This is a genomic window from Flavobacterium sp. (genome assembly GCF_965284515.1).
GTDB lineage: Bacteria > Bacteroidota > Bacteroidia > Flavobacteriales > Flavobacteriaceae > Flavobacterium.
Map to the genome: position 1 here is coordinate 418,812 of NZ_OZ260089.1, position 24,323 is coordinate 443,134.

Annotated in this window: 19 protein-coding genes and 1 tRNA gene; 10 read left to right on the forward strand and 10 right to left on the reverse strand. The window is 30.2% G+C overall.

The annotated features are described in order from the left end of the window. Positions 1 to 90 precede the first annotated feature (90 nt). The 3 genes from ACQ65T_RS02005 (at position 91) to ACQ65T_RS02015 (ending at position 6,850) form a co-directional block, all read left to right on the forward strand. Complete coding sequence (locus ACQ65T_RS02005) at positions 91 to 4,467, forward strand: PAS domain S-box protein (RefSeq protein WP_430399437.1); 4,377 nt, start codon at positions 91 to 93, stop codon at positions 4,465 to 4,467. A gap of 37 nt (positions 4,468 to 4,504) precedes the next feature. After that, the gene (locus ACQ65T_RS02010; protein ID WP_430399438.1) at positions 4,505 to 5,821 is read left to right on the forward strand and encodes a hydroxymethylglutaryl-CoA reductase, degradative; all 1,317 of its coding nucleotides are present in this window, start codon (positions 4,505 to 4,507) and stop codon (positions 5,819 to 5,821) included. A gap of 114 nt (positions 5,822 to 5,935) precedes the next feature. Next, on the forward strand, positions 5,936 to 6,850 hold the full coding sequence (locus tag ACQ65T_RS02015) for a GYDIA family GHMP kinase (RefSeq protein WP_430399439.1): 915 nt from the start codon (positions 5,936 to 5,938) through the stop codon (positions 6,848 to 6,850). Positions 6,851 to 6,899: 49 nt separating this feature from the next. Here ACQ65T_RS02015 and ACQ65T_RS02020 read toward each other — a convergent pair whose 3' ends face one another. From ACQ65T_RS02020 to ACQ65T_RS02030, 3 genes are all read right to left on the reverse strand, one after another. Then, the gene (locus ACQ65T_RS02020; protein ID WP_430399440.1) at positions 6,900 to 7,646 is read right to left on the reverse strand and encodes a hypothetical protein; all 747 of its coding nucleotides are present in this window, start codon (positions 7,644 to 7,646) and stop codon (positions 6,900 to 6,902) included. An 83-nt stretch (positions 7,647 to 7,729) separates the two neighbouring features. Further along, on the reverse strand, positions 7,730 to 8,128 hold the full coding sequence (locus tag ACQ65T_RS02025; RefSeq protein ID WP_430399441.1) for a hypothetical protein: 399 nt from the start codon (positions 8,126 to 8,128) through the stop codon (positions 7,730 to 7,732). Between the two features lie 119 nt (positions 8,129 to 8,247). Further along, a tRNA-Phe gene (locus tag ACQ65T_RS02030) sits at positions 8,248 to 8,320 on the reverse strand. Positions 8,321 to 8,419: 99 nt separating this feature from the next. Here ACQ65T_RS02030 and ACQ65T_RS02035 point away from each other — a divergent pair. The 7 genes from ACQ65T_RS02035 to ACQ65T_RS02065 all read left to right on the forward strand — a co-directional run bounded on the left by ACQ65T_RS02035 (position 8,420) and on the right by ACQ65T_RS02065 (position 16,071). After that, positions 8,420 to 9,157, forward strand: a complete 738-nt coding sequence (locus tag ACQ65T_RS02035) for a type III pantothenate kinase (protein WP_430399442.1) — start codon at positions 8,420 to 8,422, stop codon at positions 9,155 to 9,157. Beyond that, positions 9,150 to 10,418 (forward strand): hypothetical protein, encoded by a 1,269-nt coding sequence (locus ACQ65T_RS02040; RefSeq protein WP_430399443.1) that lies wholly within the window; start codon positions 9,150 to 9,152, stop codon positions 10,416 to 10,418. The genes ACQ65T_RS02035 and ACQ65T_RS02040 overlap by 8 nt, the downstream gene beginning before the upstream one ends. Positions 10,419 to 10,439: 21 nt before the next feature. Beyond that, positions 10,440 to 11,804 (forward strand): tetratricopeptide repeat protein, encoded by a 1,365-nt coding sequence (locus ACQ65T_RS02045; RefSeq protein WP_430399444.1) that lies wholly within the window; start codon positions 10,440 to 10,442, stop codon positions 11,802 to 11,804. Continuing rightward, positions 11,805 to 12,362, forward strand: coding sequence for an LPS export ABC transporter periplasmic protein LptC (lptC, locus tag ACQ65T_RS02050; protein WP_430399445.1), 558 nt, complete (start codon positions 11,805 to 11,807; stop codon positions 12,360 to 12,362). Between the two features lie 52 nt (positions 12,363 to 12,414). Then, positions 12,415 to 12,603, forward strand: coding sequence for a hypothetical protein (locus ACQ65T_RS02055; RefSeq protein WP_430399446.1), 189 nt, complete (start codon positions 12,415 to 12,417; stop codon positions 12,601 to 12,603). Then, on the forward strand, positions 12,603 to 13,871 hold the full coding sequence (locus ACQ65T_RS02060; RefSeq protein WP_430399447.1) for a hemolysin family protein: 1,269 nt from the start codon (positions 12,603 to 12,605) through the stop codon (positions 13,869 to 13,871). The genes ACQ65T_RS02055 and ACQ65T_RS02060 overlap by 1 nt, the downstream gene beginning before the upstream one ends. 97 nt (positions 13,872 to 13,968) lie before the next feature. Next, on the forward strand, positions 13,969 to 16,071 hold the full coding sequence (locus tag ACQ65T_RS02065) for a peptidylprolyl isomerase (protein ID WP_430399448.1): 2,103 nt from the start codon (positions 13,969 to 13,971) through the stop codon (positions 16,069 to 16,071). Positions 16,072 to 16,117: 46 nt separating this feature from the next. Here ACQ65T_RS02065 and ACQ65T_RS02070 read toward each other — a convergent pair whose 3' ends face one another. The 7 genes from ACQ65T_RS02070 to glmS form a co-directional block, all read right to left on the reverse strand. After that, complete coding sequence (locus tag ACQ65T_RS02070; RefSeq protein WP_430399449.1) at positions 16,118 to 17,278, reverse strand: beta-ketoacyl synthase N-terminal-like domain-containing protein; 1,161 nt, start codon at positions 17,276 to 17,278, stop codon at positions 16,118 to 16,120. Positions 17,279 to 17,321: 43 nt separating this feature from the next. After that, positions 17,322 to 18,593, reverse strand: a complete 1,272-nt coding sequence (gene bioA / locus ACQ65T_RS02075; protein WP_430399450.1) for an adenosylmethionine--8-amino-7-oxononanoate transaminase — start codon at positions 18,591 to 18,593, stop codon at positions 17,322 to 17,324. Positions 18,594 to 18,663: 70 nt separating this feature from the next. After that, positions 18,664 to 19,281: a dethiobiotin synthase gene (bioD, locus tag ACQ65T_RS02080; RefSeq protein ID WP_430399451.1), complete on the reverse strand. Its 618-nt coding sequence runs from the start codon at positions 19,279 to 19,281 to the stop codon at positions 18,664 to 18,666. 3 nt (positions 19,282 to 19,284) lie between these two features. Beyond that, positions 19,285 to 20,418: an aminotransferase class I/II-fold pyridoxal phosphate-dependent enzyme gene (locus ACQ65T_RS02085; protein ID WP_430399452.1), complete on the reverse strand. Its 1,134-nt coding sequence runs from the start codon at positions 20,416 to 20,418 to the stop codon at positions 19,285 to 19,287. Positions 20,419 to 20,479: 61 nt separating this feature from the next. Continuing rightward, positions 20,480 to 20,761, reverse strand: a complete 282-nt coding sequence (locus ACQ65T_RS02090) for a F0F1 ATP synthase subunit epsilon (protein WP_430399453.1) — start codon at positions 20,759 to 20,761, stop codon at positions 20,480 to 20,482. 47 nt (positions 20,762 to 20,808) lie between these two features. Further along, positions 20,809 to 22,320 carry a F0F1 ATP synthase subunit beta gene (gene atpD, locus ACQ65T_RS02095; protein WP_430399454.1) on the reverse strand — a complete coding sequence of 504 codons (1,512 nt, stop codon included), beginning with the start codon at positions 22,318 to 22,320 and terminating at the stop codon, positions 20,809 to 20,811. Positions 22,321 to 22,471: 151 nt separating this feature from the next. Beyond that, positions 22,472 to 24,319 (reverse strand): glutamine--fructose-6-phosphate transaminase (isomerizing), encoded by a 1,848-nt coding sequence (glmS, locus tag ACQ65T_RS02100; RefSeq protein ID WP_430399455.1) that lies wholly within the window; start codon positions 24,317 to 24,319, stop codon positions 22,472 to 22,474. Between the last annotated feature and the right edge of the window lie 4 nt (positions 24,320 to 24,323).

The window sequence follows — 24,323 nt, forward strand, 5'->3', positions numbered from 1 at the left end:
TTTATGACTTAAGCACAATTTTTATTCTTAAAATATCAAACTAGTCCTTTTTTTAATTAACTTTAAAGTTCGAATATCTTAAACTCTTACATGAATGTAACGAATCTACATTGTCAAAATTCAGCATTTATCTTTTTACAAAGCCATTTAAATCAAAGAGTTAACAACTTGACCGAAAATAGCTTTTTAAACAGCTATATTCTAATATGTATTGGATTAATAGCAACACTTTTTTTATTGTATTATTTGTTTCAAAAGAAATCCTCTAAATTCAATGTCAATACACTTAAAAACTTATTTGAATATCAAAACGAAAGTGAACATAGATACTATTTTTTATACTTAGGAATTATTTTTCCTGTTTCTGAAATATTCTATTTAATTATAGATTCTCATGAATTATCTGAAATTAAAAACAGCGTTTTACTAGGCTTATATTGCCTATTTGCATACCTACTAACATCATTAAAAAAAATAAAAGACTATACATCTACGATATTCATCTTAAGTTATTGCACTTATTTTTGTTGCACTTTATTTGATATGTTTTCTTCAGAAATTACTTTTATTGTTTTTTCGGAATTTCTTTTACTAGTGTTTTTTTCTTTTAATATTTTTAAACGCTTTTCTGTTTATCTTTCATTTGTATTTATCACTTTTTCAATTCTTTTCTATTTATTATTATACAAACCTTCGGACAATGAGCTTATTATAGCATTAATTAACTCAACCTTCATAATTTTAATAATTAATTTTGCTCGAAGAATTAACATCGTTAAGTCGAATGAAAAATTATTGTTTACCAATGAAATAATTAACAATACTAATTCATTAATTATTGCTGCTGACAAAACTGGAAAACTGCTTTATTGCAATGATTCGATAGAGAAAATTCTGGGCTACACGCCTAAAGAAGTCTTAGGTATGGAATTTTGGAAACTTACACAAGATAAAGAATTTAAAGAAATAGATTATAATAAAATTTTTAAGCCAAATTCTGTTTACACTAGGGTATTAAAAACTAAAAAAGGCGACTACAAGACCATTCAATGGTCTGATTTTAAATACACTAATAATTTATTTGTTTCAAACGGACAAGACATAACTCACTTGATAAGTTTAGAAAAAAAATACAGCTCATTAGTTCAAAGTGCACGCGATATTATATATGAAATTGACAATAAAGGATACATAACATATGCAAACAACTTTACAGTTGAGCATTTAGGATATAATTTTGAAGAAATATTAGGTAATCATTTTACTTTTTTAGTAAAAGAAGATTACATTCCTACAGTATTAGAATTTTATAAAGAGATAAATCCAGACTCTAAAGATTTTGACATTTTAGAGTTTCCAATTTTGAAAAAAAACAGGGAAGAAATATGGGTTTCACAAAAGGTTTCTATTAAAAGAGATGAAAAAAACAAGATTACTGGCTTCTCTTCTATTGTAAGGGACATAACACAAACCAAAAAAATTGAAAATGAAGAACATGAAAAAATAGAACGTGCCAGCTATTTAAACTCAATTTCTAACAGATTATCAACACTTAATTTTTTAACTTTTGATAGCTTAGAGACACTTATTCAACATATCACAAAAGAAGCAGCAATTGGCTTAAAGATAAATAGAGTTAGCTTATGGAAAAACAAAAAAGAATATATTAAATTATTTAACGGATATGTTCATAATGAAGATAAGAATTATTCAGGCTTAATTCTAAATAAAGAGCATTATCCAAATTATATTAAAAATATTGAAAAAGAACCTATCATTATTGCCACAGATGCACTGAATAGTAATGTTTTTAGCGACCTAAAAGAAAACTATTTTAAAAAATATAATATAAAATCCATTATAGATGTTCCAATTCATAGTTCAGGAAAGCTTTTAGGTGTTTGTTGTTATGAGGCAACCGAGACAATAAAAGAATGGACTAACGAAGATATTAATTTTGCCAAAACAGTAACTGAAATTATTACGCTTGCTATTGAAACTATTAAAAGAAAAGAAGCAGAAGACCAAATCATTTATAAAAACAAAATCTTAACTGCAATTGCAAAAATCACAAGTAATTTAATCAGTAAAAAAGACCCCAATCAAATTTTCGACAAATCTCTAAGCTTAATCGCAAGAACAGTTAAAGCAAATAGGTTTTACTTTTTTGAAAACAACATTTCCACTAACTTAATAAGTCAAAAATTTGAATGGACATCTAACAAAGACTTGATAGAATTAAACAACCCTGAACTACAAGACATACCTCATGATGCATATCCTGAGTTTATGGATAGATTGTTAAACAAAAAAGTATATAAAAATATTGTAGCTGAAATTTCCGAACTTAATTTAAGAGAAATACTTGAAGGTCAAGGAATCAAGTCAATATTGATTATTCCTCTATTTTATCAAGACTTTTTTCTTGGATTTATTGGTTTTGATGATTGTGAAAAACAAAGGGTTTGGGGAGATGAAGAGATTAATATATTAAAAACTTTAGCTAACAATATTTCTACAACTTTAATCCGTTTGAAAAATGAAAAAGCAATGGAAGAGAGTGAAGAAAAATTTAAATTACTTGCTAATAATATTCCAGCTGCTGTTTATTTAGTAAAATTCGACGAAGCCAGATCAAAAGTTTATTTAAATGACGAAATAGAAAAACTAACAGGATATTCAAAATCAGACTTTTTTGAAAACAAAATCAAATTATTTGATTTGTACCATCCTGAAGACAAACAAAAAGCATTACTTGAAATTTCTAATGCCGTAAAAGATAAAGAACCATTTATTATAACTTGTAGACTCATTAAAAAAGACAATTCCATTGTTTGGGTTGAAGAACATGGCGAAGCCATTTTAATTGATGGTAATATTGAATATATAGAAGGAGTATTATTAGATATTACTGAACGTAAACAAGCTGAAAAAGTAATTTTAGAAAAAGAATTGGCCGAAACTTCAAATAGAGCAAAAACTGAATTCCTAGCCAATATGAGTCATGAAATAAGAACTCCATTAAATGGAATTATAGGATTTAGTAAACTACTTTTAAACACAAATATAGACGATGTTCAGAAACAATATTTAGCCACTGTAAATCAATCTGCAGAGACGCTCCTTAGTGTTGTAAACGACATATTAGATATTTCGAAAATTGAGGCAGGAAAGTTAACACTTGAAAACGCCAAAACGAACCTAAATTTTATAGTTAACGATTCCATTGACATGATGAAATTTGCAGCTCATCAAAAGAATTTAGAATTAATAGTCAACATAGATAAAGCTGTAGATTGCGCCATTTGGACAGATGAAATAAGATTGAAGCAAATTCTTCAAAACTTAATTAGTAATGCTATTAAATTTACTTTAAATGGTGAAATAGAAATAAAAGTAAGCGCTGATAAAATTTCCGACACAAGTTCTAAATATTCCTTTAGTGTAAGAGATACAGGTATAGGAATAAAAAAAGAAAGCCAAGAGTTAATTCTAGAAGCATTCTCACAAGAAGATACATCTACTACAAGAAATTTTGGCGGAACAGGATTAGGATTATCAATAACGAATAGTTTACTAAAAATGATGAAAAGCAAACTATACGTAGTAAGTGAACTAAACAAAGGAAGTACCTTTAGCTTTGATGTGGTTTTGAATAGCGAACCTTGTACTAAACATTATGAATTATATAATAATAATTTTAAAAAAGCATTAGTAATTGAAAACAATGAGCTTGTTGGAAAAATTATCATGGGAATGTTAGAAGGTTTTAAAATAAATTCTACACACAGTCTAGAATATCAAAAAAACTTAATGAACGAAACATTCGATTTGATACTAATAGACTATGAATTCTTATCTAAAGAAGAGTTCATAGAGGCAGTAAATAGCGCAAAGTCGAATACAAAAACAACATATATCATTATGCAAAATTCAACTTCAGATTTCAAATACGTAAACACATCAAAAAACATCATATCGTTAATAAAGCCTGTTAAAGTAAATGTATTACAAAACATCTTAAATAAAATCAATAATCCAAACGAAAATCTAGAAACTGAATCTATAGAACAACAAATCACAAACAAATCAACTATCAACTTGCTTATTGCTGAAGATAACAAAATAAATATGCTGTTAACTAAAACACTGGTAAGCAAAAACTTTCCAAATATTAAAATACACGAAGCTAATAATGGCCTTGAAGCTGTTGAAATATCAAATGAATTAAATCCAGAAATTATATTAATGGATATTCAAATGCCTGTAATGAATGGATACGAAGCAACTAAAAAAATCAAGAAAAACAACCCTTCTACATTTATAATTGCTCTAACTGCAGGGGTAATAACAGGTGAAAAAGAAAAATGCATGGATATAGGCATGAATGATTTCATCATAAAACCAATAGACAAAACTCAATTTGAAAATACTTTATTAAAATGGATTAATACACTTAAAAAATAATCCATTTAGTATATTTGTATAAATTTTTCAAAATAACATGACCCAAAACATAAAAGGCTTCTCAAAGCTTTCCAAAGAAGAAAAAATTGAATGGATTTCTAATGCTTATTTCAGTAATCCTGTAGAAGCATCAGAAACTGTTAAACAATATTGGAATTCAAATGAAAACTTACAAAAACTTCATGACGAATTTATTGAAAACACATTAACCAACTTCTATTTACCTTACGGTGTTGCGCCAAATTTTGTCATTAATGGAAATAATTACACTATTCCTATGGCAATCGAAGAAAGTTCGGTTGTAGCTGCAGCATCAAAAGCCGCTAAGTTTTGGGGTGAGCGTGGCGGATTCAAAGCAACTGTAATTGGAACAGAAAAAATTGGTCAAGTACATTTCATATTCAAAGGATCATTTGAAAAACTTCAAAAATTCTTTACCCAAATAAAACCGAAATTCTTTTCTGATACAGAAAGTTTTACCAAAAACATGCAAAAACGTGGCGGTGGAATTTTAGATATTGAATTAAAAGATAAAACTTCAGAACTTGACAATTACTTCCAACTTCACGCTACTTTTAACACAAAAGATAGCATGGGAGCTAACTTCATCAATACTTGTTTAGAGCAATTTGCTAAAACATTAGAAAACGAAGCCAATTCGTATGTTGATTTTAGCGAAGACGAAAAAAACATTCAGGTTGTAATGAGTATTTTGAGCAATTATGTACCTAATTGTATTGTAAGAGCAGAAGTTTCTTGCCCAGTTGATCAATTAAGCGATGATGCCGCGATTGACTCAAAAGAGTTTGCCGAAAAATTCGTTAACGCTATTAAAATTGCCGAAATAGAACCTTACAGAGCAGTAACGCACAACAAAGGAATCATGAACGGAATCGACGCCGTTATTGTGGCAACCGGAAATGACTTTAGAGCTGTTGCAGCCGGAGTTCATGCATATGCAAGTAGAAACGGAAGCTATTCAAGTTTATCGCATGCTAAAATAGAAAACGATATTTTTACTTTTTGGATAGACGTTCCATTAGCAATAGGAACCATAGGCGGATTAACCACTTTGCATCCATTAGTTAAATTTTCATTAGAAATGTTAGGCAAACCAAGCGCAGAAGAGTTGATGAAAATTGTTGCCGTTACAGGTTTAGCACAAAACTTCGCTGCTGTTCGTTCTTTAACTACAACAGGAATTCAACAAGGTCACATGAAAATGCACATCATGAATATCTTAAATCAGCACCAAGCTACAAAAGAAGAAAAAATAAAAGTATTAGATTATTTTAAAGATAACACCATTTCTCATAGCTTAGTGGTTGATTATTTAGCAGGTTTAAGAAAATAATAAGAAGCTATTCCCGCTTTTCGCTATATCTTTTTTTAGATTGTCATACTGAGCTTGTCGAAGTACAATCTAAAAAAAGGATGCCGCTACAATCGGGGCTAAAAAACATAAAAATTGAAACAAACCTATTACAGTAACGGGAAATTATTACTCACTGGCGAATATGTTGTCCTTAATGGTGCAAAAGCATTGGCAGTTCCTACAAAATTCGGCCAAAGTCTTATTGTAGCATCTGGAACTGACAATCTTATCCAATGGAAAAGCTTTGATTCCGATAATACAGTATGGTTTGAAGACAGTATTCGTTTTGACGAAATTATTTCTAAAGCGGAATGTGAAAATTTTTCCGATGTAAAAACAAAACTTATTGCTATTTTACATCAAGCTTATATTCAAAATCCTACATTCATTTCAGAGTCTAAAGGTTATATAATTGAAACCATACTTACCTTTCCTCGTCTTTGGGGCTTAGGAACCTCTTCTACGCTATTAAACAATATTGCACAATGGTTAAACATTGATGCTTTTGAATTATTGCAAAAAAGTTTTGGCGGAAGCGGTTACGATATTGCCTGCGCACAAACTAACGAACCCATAATTTATACTTTAGAAAACGGCAAACCCCATTTTGAGATTGTTTCATTCAATCCTACTTTCAAAGAAAACATACATTTCGTTTATCTTAATAAAAAACAAAGCAGCAGCAACGCTATTAGTAATTACATTAGCAAACAACACAAAGTTGACAAAATAATTACTAAAATAAACGCTATAACCGAAGAAGCTTTACTTGTAAATGAAGGAAGAGATTTTGCGCTATTAATGGAAAAACACCAAGCCATAATGAGCGATGTTCTTGAAACACAAACCGTAAAAGAAATGCTTTTTCACGATTTTAAAGGAGTGGTAAAAAGTCTTGGCGCGTGGGGTGGCGATTTTGTAATGGTACTTTCTAAAAACGATCCTACTGATTATTTTAGAGCAAAAGGCTACACTACGATTTTAACTTATGATGAAATGGTGTTGTAAAACAGTAAACTATAAAATAATTTATTTATACTAATCACTTCATTGAAAGCTAATTTCTTCCTATTAACTTAACTTTATTGGACCTCAATATCCCATTATAAATTATAACCTTATTTTTTTTCAATTCTTCAATTTGATAATCTTGTAATGATTTTTCTATCTTAATTGAATTCCATTTATAAACAATATTAAACTTATCCCCTTCTGAAATTGAACTAACATTTATTTGACCAGAAGCAGTTATTGGTTCAATTTCCTTTAAAATAGGTAGACGAATAACTGATTTAAATGTTTTAGATTCGCCTGGATGTAAAACAAATGAATTCTTTATATAATCTGATTGAATACTATAATTCTTTAACTCTCCACCTTTCAATTTATAATTTAATTTTCTAATACTATCATTATAATATAAACAATCAAACATACTTCCAACATTAGAATTGCCCTCCGACCATAGAATATAAGAAACCCCTCCATTTCTTTTTTTATTATTTTTATCTGTTATTTCAATATGCTTATAATCGTAACCGAAAAAAGGATCTTCAAAAAAATCATCTTCATCAATAATAAATAAATAATTTTCAGACGATGAATTCGTTAATTTCCATGTCAAAATGTTTGTCGCTTTCTCCTTGTCGTCATTGCTTTTATAGGACTGATTAGAAGAATGATTATTCACATATTTATTATTGAAATATAGCTCCTTGTTCAATATTTCAAGTTTAACATCATTAGTTTCTTTTTTACAAGAAAACAATAAAACACATAAAATAGATATATAAGTTAATTTCATTATTTTCATTTTTAGATGAATATATGTTTGTATTTGAAAAATCGCACCGCTACCATACGAATCCTTTCATGTGGTTGCGAGGGTTAAAAATAATTTTTTATTTTAATTAATAAAACAAAAATATAAATCATAGACGCAATACTTAAACAAAGCATAAGTATAGATAAAATACTTGAAACAATCTTTTTATTCAAACTTATTCTATTATATTCATTTTCAATCTTAATAAAATCAATATTATTATCTAGTTTTTTTTCAATCCTATATCTTAAATAGAACATAAAAATAATCAAATATGCCACAACAAAGTAAAATCCTATTTTACCCAAAAAACTAAATAGAAACATTACAAAGCCTTCACTTATAAAAAACAAATGGGTAATAATTACATTTTTTAAACCTTCATTGGTATTTTTCCAACCAAGACTTTTTTGTGCAAAAAAATTAATTTCTAAATAATATTTTACACTATTTTTAATCATAAAGTTCTGTTTTAATTTCTCACCATGGCTACCAAACTAATCCTATCGTTTGGTTTTTATTTAAACATTAAACATTTTAAAAACAAAAAACCCGAATATTTCTATTCGGGTTTATAAAGTGGTACCTCCAGGGATCGAACCAGGGACACACGGATTTTCAGTCCGTTGCTCTACCATCTGAGCTAAGGTACCTTCCTTATTGCGAGTGCAAATATAGAACCATTTTTATATTATCCAAAACAATTTTTAAAAAAAATCAATTTGTATATTTGCTTTTCAAAATACCAAAATATGCTGTTAGCAATCGATATTGGAAATTCATATATTAAATGTGCTGTATTTGAACAAAATACACTTTTACAAAAGTTTGTTTTCAAACAAGACCAAGCCCAAATAAATTTTAAAATCATTTTAAAAAAACACCCAAAAATAGCTTTAGGCATTATTTCTTCGGTTGCAAACCTAAATGAAGACACTTTTTATTATCTAAAAGAGAATATTGACTTACTTGAAATTTCAAATAAAACTTCTTTTCCTTTTTCAAACAATTATAAAACAAAAGAAACATTAGGCATTGATAGATTAGTTTTAAGTGCTGGTGCTGTTTTAATTTTTAAGAATCAAAACCGTCTTGTAATTGATGCCGGGACATGTATTACATATGACTATGTAGATTCAAAAAACGTTTACCAAGGCGGTGCAATTTCACCTGGCTTATCTCTAAGATATAAGAGCTTGAATAATTATACAGCAAAATTACCGTTATTAGAAAATAAAGAAATTAATTATCTAATTGGAAAAAGTACATCTGAGTCCATTTATTCAGGAGTAATTAATGGAGTAATTAACGAAATAGACGGTTTCATAACCCAATATAAAGAACTAGATAAAGATTTAACAATAATTTTAACAGGTGGAGACGCAGAATTTTTGGCTAAAAGTATAAAAAACACCATATTTGCGAATTCAAATTTCTTATTAGAGAGTTTGAACAATTTATACACCTATTGTAAAAATAAAAATGACTAAAAAATTAATCGTTATTATCGGCTTATTAACAACGTTTATAGGCTTTTCGCAAGAAAACACATCATCACCTTATTCTTTTTATGGACTTGGAGATGTAAAGTTTAGAGGAACTGAAGATGCTAGAGCAATGGGTGGATTAAGTTTTGCAGGAGACAGTATAAGTCTAAATCTTTTAAATCCTGCATCATACGCTAGTCTTAAATTAACGAGTTTCGGAATTGGAAGCACATCAAACTTCAACAACATAAGTAACTCTGAAACATCTGAAAAAGCAAAAAGAACAACTCTTGATTATTTAGCAGTAGGTATTCCTGCTGGAAAATTTGGAGCTGCATTTGGTCTTATGCCATACAGCGCTGTTGGGTATAAAATAGAAAATACAATTACTGAAAACGACCTTACAAGAAACAAAAGATATACAGGAATTGGTAACATTAACAGAGTATTTATTGGTGCAGGATATTCCTTAAGTCCAAATTTTAGCTTCGGTGCTGATATTCAATATAATTTTGGAACCGTTGAAAATGAAGCAAAAGAATTTGTTTCAGATGCAATTTTCCAAGATGACGTTCAGTTAGGTACTAGAGAAAGAAACACTTCAAACATTACTGGTCTTTCAGCAAATATTGGTTTCTTATATCAAAAAAACTTTAATGAAAAAATGAATTTTTATTCGAGTTTAACTTATAGCCCAGAATCAAAATTAAAATCTATTAACGATAGAAATATTGCTACCGCAACATATAACCCAATAACCGGTACTGAATTTGTAAACGACCCAAGAGACATAGATGTTGATGACACGAAATTAGTTCTACCTTCTAAACTTTCTTTTGGAGCTGGAATTGGCGAAACAAACAAATGGTTAATAGGTACAGAAATTACATTTCTTAACAGTAGTAATCAAAACAACAGATTCAACGACAACACAAATGCTACATTTGAAAACTCTCAAAAATATGCTATAGGAGGTTATTACATACCAAAGTATGATTCATTTTCAAATTACTTAAACAAAATAGTATATCGAGCAGGTTTTAGATATGAAAAAACCGGATTAGTAATAAACGATCAAAGTATAAATGATTATGGCATGAATTTTGGAATAGGATTACCAGTAACGTATTCTAAAATAAACATAGGAGTTGAATTTGGTAAAAGAGGAACAACTTCAAACGGATTAATAGAAGAAAATTACTTTAACTTAAGTATAGGCCTTTCATTGAGTGATAAATGGTTTAGAAAAAGAAAAATAGATTAATAATTTTTTGAATAGATTAAGATGAAAACGAAATTAACATTATTATTTGCAATCGCAACTGGCCTTTTTGCCCAAGCACAAAACCCGGAAGTTTGTACGGAAACATTAAGTTTAATGGCTTCTTCAGCTAAGGCTAAAGACCCTTCTGCTTACGGTTACCTAACAACTTTAAGAAAGGATTGTCCTTCATTTCATAATGGTATTTATACTTATGGTGAATTTGTTATTAATCAAGCAATTGACAAAGCAACTACTCCTGCCGACAAAGAAAAATATGTTCGTGATTTAATCAAATTATATACTGAACACGATCAATATTTTCCAAACAATGGCGCAGGAAATGAAATGAAAAAAGCAATGGCTTTATTTGAAAATAATATTGGATCTAAAGAAGAAATTTACAAAACTTTAGACAGCGCTTTCAAAAATGACAAAGCAAATTTTGATTCTGCCAAAGCTTTATATACCTATTTTGAGTTGTTCGTAAATGACTATGAAGCTTCTAACAAAGGAATTACATTACAACAAGTATTTGACAAGTATGATGATATTTCTGAAAAATTAGCTGAAGAAGAAAAAGAACTGTCAGAAGCTAAAGATGTATTGATTGCAAAAGAAGAAGCTGGAGAAACATTAGACAGCAGAGAGCAAAGAGCTAAAAACAGATATGAAATAAACTTAGAAGCTTTCTCAACTGTTATTGGAAGTATGGATTCAAAAATTGTTGAATTATCGACTTGTGACAAACTTATTCCTTTTTACCAAAAAGGATTTGAAGAAAACAAAAGCAATGAGGTTTGGTTAAAAAGAGCAGCTGATAGATTAGAAGCTAAAGAATGTGATGGAGATCCATTATTCTCAAAAATTTCTGAAGCGCTTTACAAATTAAACCCAAGTGCAGATGCTGCATACAAACTTGGAGTTGTTGAGTTACAAAGAAAAAACACTACGAAAGCTCTTGAATATTTCAACCAAGCTGCAAACATGTTTACTGATAACTCTAAAAAAGCTTTTGTTTATTACCGTATTGCAACAATGTATAGTAAAAGTAATAAATCTCAATCTAGAGCTTATGCAAGAAAAGCACTTGCTGTTAAGCCTTCGTATGGAAAAGCATATTTATTAATTGCCCAATTATACGGAAGCAGTATTAACGATTGTGGAAACAACCCTTTTGACAAAAGAGCTATGTACTGGTTAGCTGCTCAATATGCAGACAAAGCAGGAAATGTTGACACTTCATTAAAAGGAGCTGCATCTAGAATGGCAGGAAGCTATAGAGCTGCAGCACCTTCAAGAACAGAAATATTCGAATCTGGAAAAGCAGGACAAAGAATTGCTTTTAACTGCTGGGTTGGAGAAAGTATAACTGTTCCAAATCTATAAATGAAAAGAACATTTAAAAATACAATTAATTTCATAGTCACGATTTTTATCGTGACTATGTTATTTTCTTGCGAAACCAGTTTAAAGGACGTACAAAAATTCAACCAGTCATCATTTGTCCCATCAGGCGAAGCAGACTCTATAAATTTAAAATACACTGATTCTGGTAAAATAAAATCTATTTTAAAAAGCGCTAAAATGTTAGATTATAGTAACATTAAAAATGCTTTTACAGAATTTCCAAATGGATTAACCGTAACTATGTTTGATGAAAATGGAAACACAACAATTATCAAAGCAAATTACGCGATATCCTATAAAAAAACAGACATTATTGACCTACAAGGAGATGTAGTTATCAATTCTCATGATGGAAAAAAATTAGAAACCAATCAACTCTATTTTGATCAAAAAAACGAGTGGTTTTTCACAGAAAAAACATTCAAATACACTGATGAAGCAGGAGGGTTTCTTCAAGGACCTGGTGTAGACTTCAGTAAAGACTTTAAGGTATTCAACATGCAAAAAAGCAGTGGAGAAGTTAACAACTTAAATTAATTGTCTAATTCCTTATATTTATATTTTCATTACTTTTGCTAAAACAATAAATATGACATATCTTAAAATCATTCAATACGTGTATTTGGCTTTTGGCCTTATTTTTCTTTATAAAGCATACGAAGAATACAGCAGCGAGAGAAACCCTTATATGTTTTTAGCTATAGGAATAGTTGCAATTGCAATGTTTTTCTTTAGAAGACACTTTCACAATAAACAAATCAACAGGAAAAACAAATAATGGAAATAGCTATTATCGTTATTTGTTTATTACTCTCTGCATTTTTTTCAGGAATGGAAATTGCCTATGTTTCTTCAAACAAAGTGTATTTGTCAATTGAAAAAAAGCAAAATAACTTTAATTCAAAAATCCTTTTAAAACTTACCGAAAAACCATCTCAATTCATTACATCAATGTTAATTGGTAACAATGTGGTTTTGGTAATTTATGGTATTTATTCAGGTGATTTATTAATGACCTGGATAGAATCATTTGATTTTTCTTTTTCGCCTTTTGCAAATTTATTAATTCAAACCATACTTTCTACAATCATTATATTAATGACTGCAGAATTTTTACCAAAGGTGTTTTTCCAGATTTACGCTAACTCATTTATTAAGCTTTTTGCAGCTCCTGCATATTTGTTTTATATCTTATTTTTTTGGGTAACTAAATTTGTTTTATGGATATCTGACTTTATTTTAAAAAAATTTTTTAAAACAGAAGGAGATCAAATACAAGATTATTTTAGTAAAGTAGAGCTAGGAAATTACATAAACGAACAAATGAATAGTGTATCTGACGACGAAGAAATTGACTCAGAAATACAAATGTTTCAAAATGCTCTTGAGTTTTCAGAATCTAAAGCAAGAGACATCATGACGCCTAGAACAGAGATTTCGGCAGTAGATGTTCTTGATCCAGTAAACGAATTAAGAGAATTGTTCATAAAGACAGGCTATTCTAAAATATTGGTGTATCAAAATTCTATTGATGACATTTTAGGTTATGTTCACTCATTTGAATTGTTTAAAAAACCTAAAACAATTAAATCAGTAATGATTCCTATTGAATTTGTACCAGAAACTATTTTAATAAAAGACTTACTAGACATTTTAACTAAAAAAAGGAAAAGTGTCGCTGTTATTTTAGACGAATACGGTGGGACTTCTGGAATCATAACCGTTGAAGACATTATTGAAGAACTTTTTGGAGAAATTGAAGACGAACATGATTTAGAAGAAGAACTAATTGATGAAATTATTGAAGATAATGTATTTTTATTTTCTGGAAGATTAGATGTAGAATACATTAATCAGAAATACAACTTAAATATTCCTGAATCAGATTCATACATAACATTAGGTGGTTTTATTGTAAACAACACTAAAGAAATCCCTCAAAACAAGGAAAAAATCATAATTGACAACTTTGAAATAACTATACATTCAGCATCTAATAAAAAGATTGAATTAGTTAGACTTTCAATCTTAGAGGAGAATCAATAAAAAACTTAAAAAAATAACTTAAAATATAATATTACTATTTTATAATTGAATAGATAATTGTATTTTCGCCCTCTATATAAAATAAATTAAATAAAAAATGGCAGTATTATCTAAAATTAGACAACGTTCATTCTTTCTAATTGTAATCATTGCATTAGCATTGTTTTCATTTGTATTAACAGATGTTATAAAAAGCGGTGGATTTGGCGGTGGATCAAATGATGTTGGATCTGTAAATGGTCAAGAAATTGCAGCGCAAGGTTTTATGCAAAAAGTTTCTGTAGCCGAAAAACAAGGACAAGGAACTAGCAATACTCAAGCTATAAATAGCGTTTGGGAACAAGAGGTAAGAAGTTTATTGCTTAATGAAGAGTTTGAGAAACTTGGATTTAGAATTGGTAACGAACAACTTATAAATATCATTAAGACTGATCCAAATATTGCTCAAAACCCACAATTCTTAAATGAAGCAGGACAGTTTGACGAAAATAAATTTAAAGAATTTGTAAAGTCAAAAAGAAATGATCCAAATCCTGAGACTTGGAACCAATGGCAAAACTATGAAAAAAATGTAGAAAAATATGCCAAAGAGCTAATGTACAACAACATGATAAAAGGAGGCATGTACATGACTAAGGCTGAAGGTAAATTTAAATACGAAATTGAAAACAATAAAGTTGATTTTGATTTTGTAACTCTTCCATATACAAACATAAATGATGATGAAGTTAAAATTTCAGATGATGAAATAATGGCTTACATTAAGAAATATCCTAAAAAGTACAAATCAGACAATACTGTTAATATTGATTATGTATTATTTGAGAACAAACCTTCTAAAGAAGATGAGAGCTCTATGGAAGTTTCTATAAACAATGCACTTTATGGAAAAATTGCATACAATGAAACTACTGGAAAAAACGATACTTTACCAGGTTTAAAAAATACAGTAAATGTTGGAGAATTTGTAAATGCAAATTCAGACATAAAATTTGACTCTACTTACTTAGCAAAAAAAGACTTACCTCTTGATTATCAAGAACAATTATTTAACTTAAATAAAGGAGAGGTTTTTGGACCATATGTATTTAACGGAAGTCAATGTTTATCGAGATTAATTGAGCGTAAATCAAATGCTAGTGCAAGAGCAAGCCATATTTTAATTGCTTATTCAGGTGCACCTCAATCTACTTCTACTAAAACTAAAGAAGAAGCTCAGGCATTTGCAAACGATTTGTTAGCACAAGCGAAAGCCAACCCTTCAAATTTTGCTGCATTAGCTAAAGCTAATTCAGAAGATCCAGGTTCTAAGGACAACGGTGGTGAATATGACAATATTACTCCAGGTCAAATGGTTCCAACATTCAACGATTTTGTTTTTAATAATTCTGTAGGATCTATTGGACTTGTTGAAACTGATTTTGGTTTTCATATAATTAAAATTTCAGAAAAATATGACGCTGTTTTATTAGGAACTATAGCTCAAAAAATTGAACCTTCTGAAACCACAATTGATCAAGTTTACACTCAAGCGAGTAAATTTGAAGCAGATGCAAATGAAAAAGGATTTGAAGCTACTGCTAATAGTAATAAATCTACAATTGTTCCTTCTACTAACATTAGAGCTTATGATGAGTACATTCAAGGTATTGGTACGCAAAGAGAAATAATTAGATGGGCATTTAGTGAAGAAAATTCAATTAGTTCTATCAAAAGATTTGATATTCCTCAAGGATATGTTATTGCAACATTAAAATCTAAAAATGAAACTGGTTTGATTTCTGTTGAAATGGCTAAAGAAGTAGTTGGACCAATTTTAAGAAATGAAAAGAAAGCTGAATTAATTAGAAAGAAAATGACTGGAAACACTCTTGAAGCTGTTTCTCAATCATCTAAAGCTTCTATTTTAAATGCATCAGGGACTTCAGTTAGCAGCCCAGTTATACCAAACATTGGAAGCGAACCAAAAGTTGTAGGTAAAGCGTTTAGTTTAAAATCAAATACCACTTCTAAACTAATAGATGGTAACAACGGAGTGTATATGATTAGAACTAAGAATGTTACTAAAGCTCCAGAAATGCCTAACTATAATTCTTACATCTCTCAAGAGAGAACACAACAAACATCGTCTGCACAAACAAGGGCTTACCAAGCTTTAAAAGATAAAGCAGATATAAAAGATAATAGAGCAAAGTTTTAATATAACTTTAATCTAATAAAAAAGCCTTACTTATAGTAAGGCTTTTTTATTTTTTAGTAATTAGGATACTCACTGCATTTCCTCCAAAACCGACTGCATTGACTAAAATTTTATTGATTTTTAAAGTTTTAGATTTAATCTCAGTATATGGAACACCAATAAATTCTTGTTTCTTTAACATAAGAATTGCCAACTCTAAACTTAACATACCTGATGTTGCAAATGTGTGCCCAACCTTCCACTTGTTAGAAGTTAAAAGAGGAATTTCAGAACCGAAAACTTTTTGAATAGCATTATATTCAGATAAATCACCTTTTATAGTTCCTGGAGCATGCATTACAATTACATCAACATCATTTAGTGAAACGTCTTCCAAAGCCATTCGCATAGATTTCTGGAAACAATCTGCTTCTGTAGATATTGAAATATTATGCTCTAAAATTTCTGTTGCATAACCTATACCTTCAATAACAGCTATCGCATTTTCCTTGAATCCATTTTCTAAACAAACAACACTAGCTGCTTCACCAATAACCATTGTATTCTCTCTTTTCTCTAAATCTAAAGCCAAGCAAGGATAACTTGAATCCATTATGCGGGAATAAATTTTAAGAGCATTCATTTGAGCAATAGTGAAAGGCGTTATAGGAGCTTCACTAGCTCCAACCAAAAACCTATCTACAAAACCAGCATTTATCCATGCTATCCCATTTAAAATTGCATGAAAAGCAGTTGAACATGTAATTGAGTGAGAAATATCTGGACCTTGATTTTTTAAATCATTTGCAACCCAACTTGAAATATTCCCAAGTGTTGTTGTAGGAGACGCTAATAATGAAACTTTTTTTGTTTTTAAAAACTCTTCATGATATGATTCAAATAAAGCAGTTGCACCCCGTGAAGAACCAAGATTAATTCCAAAGATATCTTTTTCACCCCAGCCAGCTTGTTTAACAGCATTTCTAGCAACAAATATTGCATATAGAACAGAATTGTCTAAAGTTTTATATTTTGAATCAGAAGCCCTTAAAACTTCAATTTCATCTTTAATGTACTTAGGTAACTTTGCTACATTAACAACATCGTCATTAATCAATTCTCTATTAATGCAACTTGAATTATCTAAATACAAAGTCCATATTTCATCTGGAAATGAGCCTAAAGCTGAAATGCTTGATTGTGCAATTATGGAAATAGATGTTTTCAAAAAAGAAAGTTTGTACAGGTGTGAATTATTTAATTCTGCAAAATTAAACTATTTCCAATGCTTCTTCTATAGTTTGGTATATTTTTTCTAAATGAACATCCGAAATGATATAGGGAGGTAAAACGTAAATTATATTCCCAACCGGTCTAAGGATTATTCCTTTTTCGATAAAGAAAGAATAAAGCTTATTTCTCATTTCACCGTAATAATCTTGTTTTCCTTTTACCTTAATTTCTAAAGCAAAAATAACACCTAAAACTCTTGTAGATTGAACTTTAGGATGATTTTTAATATGTTGTTCAAAAGCTAAATGTCTTTGATTAACTTGATGAATATTATTTTTAATTTCTTCAGTTTCCAGTAACTCAATACTCGCCAAGGCAGCAGCACAACCTGTTGGATTAGCTGTAAAAGTATGACCATGAAATAAAGCTTTATTTACATCATCATCATAAAAACCGTCAAAAATTTCTTGTGTAAAGCTTGTAACTGCCATAGGAATTGTGCCTCCAGTAAGTGCTTTTGAAAGGCACATCATGTCGGGTTTTTCAGTTAAATAATCGCAAGCAAAGTTCTTACCTGTTTTACCAAAACCAGTCATTACTTCATCAGCAATAGTAAAAACATTTGCAATTTTAGCAATTTTAATTAAATCATCCAAGGCAAGAGGAGAATACATAACCATTCCTGCAGCTCCTTGAACTAATGGTTCAAAAATAAAAGCAGCAAATTCATTAGTTTCAACTAATTTTTTTAAGGCATTTGCACTTTTTACTTCATTCCCTTTGGTAGGAACCGGAATACGAACTACTTCTAACATTGAACCTTTGAAAGCTTCGGTAAAAAAAGAGATACCACTAGTTGCCATAGCTCCAAATGTATCTCCATGGAAAGCGTCTTCAAAAGCGATAATTTTGGTACGTTTTTCTCCTTTATTGTAAAAATATTGTAATGCAACTTTTAAAGCTACTTCAACAGCAGAAGAACCATTATCTGTATAAAAAAAACGTTTTTGATTATCTGGTAATATTTGTGATAATTTTTCAGAAAGTAAAATTGCTGGTTCATGAGTAAAACCCCCAAAAAGAACATGTTCTAATTGAGTTAGTTGTTTATAAATAGCCTGAGCTATAAAAACATTACTATGCCCAAAAGGGTTTACCCACCAACTTGCTATTGCATCAACATACTCTTTCCCGGAATCATCCCAAAGCAAAGGTCCACTTCCCTTTACAATTACTGGATGTTCAAATGCAGTTTTGTGTTGTGTATATGGATGCCAATTATAAAGCTTGTCTTTTTCTGAAAGGGTCATTTTAAAAAACTATTGATGAGACACAAAGATACATGAATTGAAAAAAAAGAAGTGTTAATGAAGAATTAACTTATAGTGTTTCTAAATTTTCTCTAAATAAATTAGCATAGCACTTTACAACATTACGATCAAAATAAGGCTCATTCTCAATTCTTCCTATAAACTTACATTTCGTTTTAGATAAAATAATCTCTTCTGTTGCTTTATTTTCATCTCCATTAAAAATGACACCTGCAATTTTAATATTTAAACTTCTAAGAGCATTAATGGTTAATAAAGTATGATTAATACTCCCTAAATAATGACGAGAAACAACAATAACTTTATAATCGGATTTAATTAAATCAGCGATAGTATCTTCATTATTTAAAGGAACAAATAATCCTCCAGCTCCCTCAATAACAAGTTTATTTTTTGTTTTAGGAACAATTATTTTATTTAAATCAATTACAACATTATCAATATTAGCTGCAAAATGTGGACTGGCTGGTGTATTTAAAGCGTAGCTATTTTCATGAAAAACAGACTTAGTATTTGAAATATATCTTTTAACCTTATGACTATCTGAATTATCAAGATCACCAGCTTGAATAGGTTTCCAATAATCTGCCTCTAAAGCTTCTGTAACAATGGCTGAAGCAATGGTTTTACCAACATCTGTTCCAATTCCTGTTATAAAATATTTCATTATTTATTTATTAAAATTTTTCAAGAGTTCCAAAACCTCTTTAATTTCTTTTTTTGAATTATATGAATGCAAACAAAAACGCAATCTTTCATGTCCTTCTTGAACCGTTGGTGACAATATAGGCTTAACATCAAAACCATGATTTTGAAGAGTATGAGCTGCGGCTTTAACACTGTTATTTCCTGAAATAACAATTGACTTTATACTTGAATCATTTGATTGATAATCAATTATATCAGAACAATATTCATCAAAATAATTCGAATTCTCTTTTAATTTTTGAATTGTATCATAAGACAATTTCAATTCTTGATAAGAAACTAAAATTGTGGCCACTGAATGAGGTGAAAGTGCAGTAGTATAAATAAAACTTCTACAAAAATTAATTAAATATTCTCTTAATTGACTGCTTGCTAAAATAACCGAACCATGACACCCTAAGCCTTTTCCGAAAGTCATAATTCTAGCAAATACTTTGTCTTGAAGTTTTAGTTTTTGAACTAACCCTTCTCCTTTTTCACCTAAAACACCTAACGCATGGGCTTCATCTACAACCAATAATGCATTGTATTTTTCAGCTAATTGAGACAAGCTAACTAAATCAGGTGAATCACCATCCATAGAAAATACACTTTCAGTAACTATATAAACTTGATTGTCTGTAAATTTAAATTTAAGAAGCAATGTTTCTAAATCAGCTAGATTGTTATGCTGAAATTTAAAAGACTTAGCTAAACTTAATTGAATACCGTCACGAATAGAAGCATGACAAAGTTCGTCATATAAAATAATATCATTTCTTTGTGGAACAGCGTTGAAAAATCCAACATTAGCGTCATAACCTGAATTAAATAGTAAAGCAGATTCAGACTCATGAAATTTTGAAATAAAACTTTCTGTTTCATGAAATAACAGATGATTACCTGTAAGCAATCGAGAACCAGTAGCTCCGTTTTGCTTAATTTTATTTTCAAGCAAAAACTGGTGTACTTTATCAAAGATACATTCATTTTTTGAAAAACCTAAATAATCATTTGATGCAAAATCTATTAAATTTTGAGAGACAGTTAGAGTACGTAAAGAATTGTTTTCTTTACGTGTATCAAGTTTCTTAGTTAATGATTTTGGGAATTTCATGTTTCAAAAATAAAAAAAGTCCTGCAAACGCAGGACTTTTTTTTAATATAATGCAATTGTGTTAGTCAGCTAAAACAATTACTTTATTTTCATTCATTTCAATAGTACCTGAATTTATAGGTAACCAAAATGTTTGCTCGTTAACTTTCGTGAATTTAGAAACAAATTCTTTTTGAATTTTAATGTTCTGAGCGCTTATTTTAACATTCCCTTTAACCAATAACGATACTATTGATGCGTGATTGTTTAACATTTGGAATTCACCATTTACTCCTGGAACTGCTACTGAAGTAACTTCTCCTTTAAATAATGTAGCTTCTGGTGATACTATTTCTAAAATCATATTTTTTAGCTTTAAGCTTTAAGCATATAGCTTTAAGCAATTAAAATTTATGCTTCTGCTAACATTTTCTCTCCAGCTTCGATAGCTTCCTCAATAGAACCTTTAAGGTTAAATGCTGCTTCAGGTAAGTGATCTAATTCACCATCCATAATCATATTAAATCCTTTAATAGTTTCTTTGATGTCTACTAATACTCCAGGAATACCAGTAAATTGTTCTGCTACGTGGAATGGCTGAGATAAGAAACGTTGTACACGACGTGCTCTAGAAACAACTAATTTATCATCTTCAGATAATTCTTCCATACCTAAAATTGCGATAATATCTTGTAATTCTTTATAACGTTGTAATATTTCTTTTACTCTTTGTGCACAATTATAATGCTCATTACCTAAAATAAGTGGAGTTAAAATTCTTGAAGTAGAATCTAATGGATCTACAGCAGGGTAAATACCTAACTCAGCAATTTTACGAGACAATACTGTTGTTGCATCTAAGTGAGCAAATGTTGTTGCTGGCGCAGGGTCCGTTAAATCATCCGCAGGAACGTAAACCGCCTGTACAGATGTAATAGATCCTGTTTTTGTAGAAGTAATACGCTCTTGCATAACCCCCATTTCAGTAGCTAATGTTGGTTGGTAACCTACAGCAGAAGGCATACGGCCTAAAAGTGCAGATACTTCAGAACCAGCTTGTGTAAAACGGAAGATGTTATCAACGAAGAAAAGTACATCTTTTCCTTGTCCATCTCCAGCTCCATCACGAAAATACTCAGCAATTGTTAAACCAGATAATGCAACTCGCGCACGAGCTCCAGGTGGTTCATTCATTTGTCCGAATACGAAAGTTGCTTTAGAATCTTTCATGATGTTTTTATCTACTTTAGACAAATCCCATCCTCCATCTTCCATAGAGTGCATGAAATCATCTCCGTATTTAATAATACCAGACTCTAGCATCTCTCTTAAAAGGTCATTACCTTCACGTGTTCTTTCACCTACTCCTGCGAATACAGAAAGTCCACCGTGACCTTTTGCTATATTGTTAATTAATTCCTGAATTAATACTGTTTTACCTACTCCAGCACCTCCGAATAATCCAATTTTACCTCCTTTTGCATAAGGCTCAATTAAATCGATTACTTTAATACCTGTAAATAAAACCTCCGTTGCAGTTGATAAATCTTCGAACTTTGGTGCTGGTCTATGAATAGACAAACCATTATCACCATCTTTTGGCAAATCACCTAATCCGTCAATTGCGTCTCCGATTACATTAAATAAACGACCGAATACTTCAGCACCAATTGGCATTTGAATAGGAGCTCCAGTTGATAGAACTTCTGTACCTCTTGATAAACCATCTGTAGAATCCATTGATATGGTACGAACTGTATCCTCACCAATATGAGATTGCACTTCTAGCACTAACTTTGAACCGTCAGCTTTAGTAATTTCTAATGAGTCATAAATTTTTGGAAGTTCAGCGTTTTCTGAGTTAAAAACCACATCTACAACTGGTCCAATAATTTTTGCAACTTTTCCTGTAACTTTAGACATTGCTTATGTATTTATTTAATAGCTATTTAATGTTTGAAAAAACATGTATTTTTCCGAGTGCAAAGATAGTTTTTTATAAAACAATTTTGCAATTATTTCTTTGAATTTTTTCTAATAAAAAAGCGAAATGTTTAAATTTCGCTTTTAATTCTTATTCTACTGTAACTGATTTCGCCAAATTTCTAGGTTGGTCAACATTACATTCACGCATAACCGCTATATGATACGACAACAACTGTAAAGGAATTGTTGTTAGTAAAGGTGTTAAAGCCTCAGTTGCTTCTGGTATTTCAATTACATGATCTGCTAGTGCTCTTACTTGTGTATCGCCTTTAGTTACTACAGCTATAATTTTCCCACTTCTTGATTTTATTTCTTGAATATTACTCACTACTTTATCATAATGTCCTTGATTTGGAGCTATTACAATAACAGGCATAGACTCATCAATCAAAGCGATTGGTCCGTGCTTCATTTCAGCAGCCGGATAACCTTCTGCATGAATATATGATATTTCTTTCAGCTTCAAAGCACCTTCTAATGCTACTGGAAAATTATAACCTCTTCCCAAATACAAGCAATTAGTTGAATCTTTATATATAGCAGCAATTTCTTTAGCCACATCATTAGATGTTAATGCTTCTTTAACTTTCTCAGGAATCATTTCTAATTCTAATAAGTATCTTTGATAATCAGAATTTGACATTTTACCATTTGCTTTTGCTAATCTTAAAGCAATCAAAGTTAAAACTGTTATTTGAGTTGTAAATGCTTTTGTAGAGGCAACACCAATTTCAGGACCGGCATGCGTATAAGCCCCTGCATGAGTTTCTCTAGAAATTGAAGACCCTACAACATTACAAACACCAAAAACAAAAGCTCCATTTTGTTTGGCTAACTTAATAGCAGCAAGAGTATCTGCAGTTTCACCAGATTGAGAAATTGCAATAACAACATCATTTTTGTTTATAATAGGATTTCTATATCTAAATTCAGAAGCATATTCTACTTCAACAGGTATTCTTGCAAATTCCTCTATAATATATTCAGCAACTAAACCTGCATGCCAAGAAGTACCGCAGGCAATAATAATAATTCTATCTGCATTTAGAAATTTTTCAAGATTATCTTCGACACCTGCCATTTGAATAATCCCTTTGTTTGCAATCAACCTTCCTCGATAAGTATCTTTAATAACACTTGGTTGCTCATAAATCTCTTTCATCATAAAATGATCATAACCTCCTTTTTCAATTTGCTCAAGATTCATTTGCAATTCTTGAATATAAGGATCAACCAATGTATCATCCTTAATTTTACGAACTTTCATTGGCTTGTGCAACCTAACAATAGCCATTTCTTCATCTTCTAAATAGATAGCGTTTGAAGTATATTCTATAAAAGGCGAAGCATCTGATGCTATAAAAAACTCATCTTCCCCTACACCTATAGCCAAAGGACTACCTAATCTAGCTGCAATAATTTCATTCGGTTTTTCAATGTCCAGTACAGCAATTGCATATGCACCGACAACTTGATTTAAAGCAATTTGAACAGCTTTACCTAGTTTAACTTTTTCATTCTTTTTTACATCTTCTATAAGATTAATTAAAACCTCAGTATCCGTGTCAGATTTAAAAGTATAACCTCTTTTAATCAATTCTTTTTTTATAGGCTCGTAATTTTCAATAATTCCATTATGAATAATTACTAGTTTTCCTGAATTGGAAAAATGCGGATGTGAATTAACATCATTAGGCACCCCGTGTGTTGCCCAACGTGTATGCCCCATCCCTACCTTACCTGTCTTGGTATTCTCCTTTTCACATATTAATTCAAGATCAGAAACCTTACCTTTTGTTTTTGACATTTTTAATTGCTCTCCATCAAACAAAACAAGTCCTGCACTATCATAACCCCTATACTCAAGCCTTTTTAACCCCTTAATAATTACTGGGTAAGCATCTCTATGACCAATATATCCAACAATTCCACACATATTT

Coding starts and splice junctions, on each gene's coding strand:
- ACQ65T_RS02060 (WP_430399447.1), top strand. CDS start 12,603: ATGGAAATAGCTATTATCGTTATTTGTTTATTACTCTCTGCATTTTTT.
- bioD (WP_430399451.1), bottom strand. CDS start 19,281: ATGAAATATTTTATAACAGGAATTGGAACAGATGTTGGTAAAACCATT.
- ACQ65T_RS02010 (WP_430399438.1), top strand. CDS start 4,505: ATGACCCAAAACATAAAAGGCTTCTCAAAGCTTTCCAAAGAAGAAAAA.
- bioA (WP_430399450.1), bottom strand. CDS start 18,593: ATGACCCTTTCAGAAAAAGACAAGCTTTATAATTGGCATCCATATACA.
- ACQ65T_RS02045 (WP_430399444.1), top strand. CDS start 10,440: ATGAAAACGAAATTAACATTATTATTTGCAATCGCAACTGGCCTTTTT.
- glmS (WP_430399455.1), bottom strand. CDS start 24,319: ATGTGTGGAATTGTTGGATATATTGGTCATAGAGATGCTTACCCAGTA.
- ACQ65T_RS02090 (WP_430399453.1), bottom strand. CDS start 20,761: ATGATTTTAGAAATAGTATCACCAGAAGCTACATTATTTAAAGGAGAA.
- ACQ65T_RS02055 (WP_430399446.1), top strand. CDS start 12,415: ATGACATATCTTAAAATCATTCAATACGTGTATTTGGCTTTTGGCCTT.
- lptC (WP_430399445.1), top strand. CDS start 11,805: ATGAAAAGAACATTTAAAAATACAATTAATTTCATAGTCACGATTTTT.
- ACQ65T_RS02065 (WP_430399448.1), top strand. CDS start 13,969: ATGGCAGTATTATCTAAAATTAGACAACGTTCATTCTTTCTAATTGTA.
- ACQ65T_RS02085 (WP_430399452.1), bottom strand. CDS start 20,418: ATGAAATTCCCAAAATCATTAACTAAGAAACTTGATACACGTAAAGAA.
- ACQ65T_RS02020 (WP_430399440.1), bottom strand. CDS start 7,646: ATGAAATTAACTTATATATCTATTTTATGTGTTTTATTGTTTTCTTGT.
- ACQ65T_RS02040 (WP_430399443.1), top strand. CDS start 9,150: ATGACTAAAAAATTAATCGTTATTATCGGCTTATTAACAACGTTTATA.
- ACQ65T_RS02005 (WP_430399437.1), top strand. CDS start 91: ATGAATGTAACGAATCTACATTGTCAAAATTCAGCATTTATCTTTTTA.
- atpD (WP_430399454.1), bottom strand. CDS start 22,320: ATGTCTAAAGTTACAGGAAAAGTTGCAAAAATTATTGGACCAGTTGTA.
- ACQ65T_RS02035 (WP_430399442.1), top strand. CDS start 8,420: ATGCTGTTAGCAATCGATATTGGAAATTCATATATTAAATGTGCTGTA.
- ACQ65T_RS02025 (WP_430399441.1), bottom strand. CDS start 8,128: ATGATTAAAAATAGTGTAAAATATTATTTAGAAATTAATTTTTTTGCA.